This is a genomic window from Sphingopyxis indica, assembly GCF_900188185.1.
GTDB lineage: Bacteria > Pseudomonadota > Alphaproteobacteria > Sphingomonadales > Sphingomonadaceae > Sphingopyxis > Sphingopyxis indica.
This window is the reverse complement of sequence record NZ_FZPA01000031.1, coordinates 1-4,201: the sequence shown is the minus strand read 5'-3', so window position 1 is coordinate 4,201 and position 4,201 is coordinate 1. Positions and strand designations below refer to the sequence as shown.

The window sequence follows — 4,201 nt, the reverse complement described above, 5'->3', positions numbered from 1 at the left end:
CTTTGGTTCGTTGCAAAACCGCTGAATCAACGACTTGGGCGCGCGTCAAGCTAACCCGCTGACACCACTCAACTTAATTTCGGATCAGGCTCTAATAAAAATCCCACAATAATGAGAATATCTATGAAATATAGATTGAGGTGGATACCCGGACTTGCAACAGGTGCTATCGCGGTGGCGATAGGAACATTTGTTCATGGTTGGTATACCGGTCACTGGAGTGGATTGGTAGGAGAGTTACCGATCCGGGCCGCTATCATGATGCCTTTCTTTGTGTTAATTTACCCGTGGATTTCATCGAGTGAAAAATTCCGCGCGAAGAAGTGAGATCTGCGGAGGCTCAAGAAGGCCTTGCAAGTCATTGCGCTTATCGGGAACCTGAAGTTGGGGCGTACGACATGAACTCAGTGAATATGTCAGTTTTGTAAGTCGGTGTCGGCAGAAGCGGGGCATTTCCACCATTGCCGTTTCCCGGAGTGCCACAGTCGGTTTCGCAGCCATCGAAGTGAGTGGGAGCAGCCGGCATTTCGATCGAAGTCGGCGTCGGCGGATGGTCCATAAACCGTGCAGAGAAGTGGCAAGCGGCTCTTATACACAAAGAGTCATCTGGTTTCGTCGTGCAGCATGGCCGGTTCTCAGCCAGCGGCCTGTTGTGGGGCCCAGATCAAATGCACCTCCCCTTGAACCGCCCTTGAAACGCGGCTACTCGGCCTCGAATCGCGTAACAGTATAACACCGCGCGGACGCAATATTCTTCAGGCAAGGCGATGGGAATGAGAATCAGGGCGGTGCTTTTAATCGGGATTTCTCTTGTTGCGATCAGCGGCAACGCGGTCGCGCAGAGCGCGTCTACCGCAATGCCGAGCAGCAAAACCGATGCCGCGAACGCGCCGACCGCTCAGGCGACTGCGCCTAGGCCATCCCGCCCGGAGATACCCGCTTCGGACCGCGACATCATCGTCACCGCCCCACTCCAGCAAAGCGAAACCGACGTCCTTCAGGGCACATCGGTGCTGAAGGGTGAGGCGTTGACCCGAGACTTGCGCCCGTCGCTTGGCGAGATGCTCTCGCGTCTGCCGGGCGTGTCGGCGACCTCCTTCGGCCCTTCGGCATCCCGGCCCATCCTGCGCGGTTTCCAGGGCGAGCGCATCCGCGTGCTGACGGACGGTATTGGCGCGATCGACCTGTCCAACACCTCCGTCGATCATGCGGTGGTCATCGACCCGCTTCTGGCCGAGCGCATTGAGGTCCTGCGCGGGCCATCGGCGCTGCTGTTCGGCTCGTCTGCGGTGGGCGGCGTGGTGAACGTGATCGATACGCGCATTCCGCGGACCCGGCCCGAGAACGGCTATCGGCTGAATGGCATTGCCACCTACGGATCGGCCGCGAACGAGCGTTCGATCGCCGGTGCTGCTGACGTGGCGGTCGGTCCATACCTCGTGCTCCACGCCGACGGCTCGTATCTCAAAGCCGATGACCTCAGGATCGGCGGCTACGCGCTATCGCCAGCGGAACGCGCTGCCGCGCTGTCGCAAGTCGGCGTGCCGCAAGACGTGGCACCAGGCGAGGACCCGATCGACTTCGCGGCCTCCGCTGCTATCCGAGGCAAGCTCCCCAACACCGCCGCCGAGACCTGGACGGCGGGCGTCGGCGCGTCGATCATCACCGACACGGGCCAACTTGGCGTGAGCTACAGCCGTTACGACAGCCTTTACGGCGTGCCGATCCGCTATGCGACCGAAGTGGGTCAGGCGCAGGAGTCACCCCGGCTCGATGTCAAGCAGGACCGAGTCGACTTGCGCGGCGAGGTCGAGACCGGGGGCGGATTTCTTGACCGCATCCGCATCCGCGCTGGCCATGCCAGCTACCGCCATTTCGAGCTGAAACCGTCCGGCGAGATCGGCACGGCGTTCTACAGCAAAGGCACCGAGGGGCGACTGGAATTCCTTCAGGCAGATCGCGGTGGATGGCAGGGCGCGAGCGGGGTTCAATATTTCAACCGTTCGTTCAACATCGAGGGTGTCGAAGCCTTCCTGCCCCGCAATGAAACCAATCAGACCGGCATCTTCACGCTTCAGCAGTATAATGCGGGGCCGTTCCATGCTGCGGCCGGCGCTCGTTACGAGTGGAGCGACCAGACCGCCAAGACTTTTGGCAGTGACCCGAGATTCTTTGGCGGGAAGCGCACCTTTGGCGCGTTTTCCGGCTCGCTGGGGGTTGGTTACGGCGTCACCGACGCGATCCGCATCGGCCTGAACGGCTCCTACACCGAGCGCGCTCCGTCAGCCGAAGAGCTGTTCGCGAACGGGCCTCATGCCGGCACGCAAGCCTATGAGCTGGGAAATCCGGACTTCCGGCTGGAACGGAGCTACGGGATTGAGGCGACGCTTCACGTTCACGGCGAGCGCGTCAGCTTCGACGCATCCGCCTATTACAACCGCTTCAACAACTATATCTCGGAGCAGCAGGTCGACCAAGGCGTATGTGAGGCCGCGGCCGCACCGTCGGGCCGCGAAGTCGACCTACCCTGCTTTCAGTACCAGCAAGCAGGTGCCAGCTACTGGGGCTTCGAAGGCGATTTGTCGGCCAAGCTGTTCGAGGTGGGCGGCACGCGCATCAACGCCGACCTGCTCGGTGATTATGTCCGGGCCACCATCATCGACCGCGCCCCCGTGCCGCGCATCCCGCCGCTTCGTCTACTCGGCGGTCTGGAGGCGCAAGGCGACAAGTTCACCGCGCGGGCCGAGGTGGAGCGCGTGTTCAAGCAGGACCGTATCGCCGACTTCGAGACCCCCACGCCCGGCTACACCTTGGTAAACGCCAGTGTGAGCCTCAAACCCTTTGCCAACAACAGCAGGACATCGCTCCTGCTCAGCGCCAACAATATCTTCGACGTAGTTGCACGCCGACATTCAAGCTTCCTCAAGGACTTCGCGCCGCTTGCCGGTCGCGACATCCGGGTCTCGCTAAGGTTCGGCCTCTGACAAAGGTGTCGGGCAGCAGGCCTCCCCCACCTGGGATGCCATTTCAAAAGGTTACAGGAAGACGGGGTGGGGCGGCCTGCCCCACTCCCATAATGGAGAGGTTTGTGGCAGGGACGTTGAGAAACTCGCATCGGGGGCTGATCGAACACACGGCGTTGGGTGCTTCGTTGCTGTGCCTCATTCACTGTCTCGCGTTGCCCCTCCTCTTTGCCGCCCTTCCCGCGCTTAGCAGCGTCATTCCAGTCAGCCGGACCTTTCACCTGGTGATGCTGGCGATTGCCGTGCCGACGAGCAGCTTGGCTCTTCTCTCCGGCAGGACACGACATGGCGCTTGGTGGCCCGTAATGCTTGGCGCGGCTGGGCTTATAGTGCTCGCCATCGGTGTGCTGTCGTTCGGTGACACGCCACTGGAAACGCCGCTGACGGTTGCCGGCGCTATCGTCCTTGCCATCGCGCATGTCGGCAATCTGAAGCTGGCGCGCGCGACATGAACCAAGTGCTTGAGAGAGGGGCGGCCTTGCCCGCCACCCCCGTCGAGCCATATTCTTGCATCATGCGTCACAAGCACGAGCAGCCGGAAGGAGAAGCGCTTACTGAAGCCGCGCGCTCCGCCTTTGAGCGCGTCGGTGAGCAGTGGACCGATATGCGGGCTCAGCTATTCAATGTCATCGTCGGCCTCGACCGACCCGCGTCGGCTTACGACATCGCCGATCGCTTTTCGGAACAGCGCGGCCGGCGCGTAGCCGCAAACTCGGTATACCGCATTCTCGACCTGTTCGTGGCAGCCAACATCGTCACTCGCGTGGAGGTTGCAAACCGTTACCTACCCAATGTCCACCCCGGCTGCGTTCACGACTGCATCCTGCTTTTCTGCGAGCAGTGCGGCAGGATCACGCATTTGGACGACGACAACATCGCGACAAGTATCCGGGGTGCTGCAACCAATGCGGGGTTTCGGCCAACAAAGCCGGTGATCGAAGTTTGCGGCCTATGTGAGGCGTGCAGCAGATAGACCCCACAGATCGACCAATGTCTGTCAAACGGTCGATTGCGCGAGGGCCGCGCCGATCGCGGCTGAGGTGTAAACGCTCGCGCTAAGTGGCGGCATTCTGATCGCGCTATTTGTCGGCGAGCGTCGCTACGCGGCTACCGGCTTGGTCTCGGCCGATCGCACATAGGCGTAGAGTGTTGGCTTGGAGATGCCGAGCATCGAGCAA

3 protein-coding genes are annotated in these 4,201 nt (G+C 61.2%); all 3 read left to right on the top strand.

Translation table 11 applies throughout. The features are described 5' to 3' along the window. The first annotated feature begins 773 nt into the window (after positions 1–773). The 3 genes from CHB69_RS19475 to CHB69_RS19465 all read left to right on the top strand — a co-directional run bounded on the left by CHB69_RS19475 (position 774) and on the right by CHB69_RS19465 (position 3,996). Positions 774–2,984 (top strand): TonB-dependent receptor, encoded by a 2,211-nt coding sequence (locus CHB69_RS19475; RefSeq protein ID WP_245836977.1) that lies wholly within the window; start codon positions 774–776, stop codon positions 2,982–2,984. 92 nt (positions 2,985–3,076) lie between these two features. Continuing rightward, on the top strand, positions 3,077–3,475 hold the full coding sequence (locus CHB69_RS19470) for a MerC domain-containing protein (protein WP_075153399.1): 399 nt from the start codon (positions 3,077–3,079) through the stop codon (positions 3,473–3,475). A gap of 62 nt (positions 3,476–3,537) precedes the next feature. Further along, positions 3,538–3,996: a Fur family transcriptional regulator gene (locus CHB69_RS19465; RefSeq protein ID WP_075153469.1), complete on the top strand. Its 459-nt coding sequence runs from the start codon at positions 3,538–3,540 to the stop codon at positions 3,994–3,996. Positions 3,997–4,201: the final 205 nt, after the last annotated feature.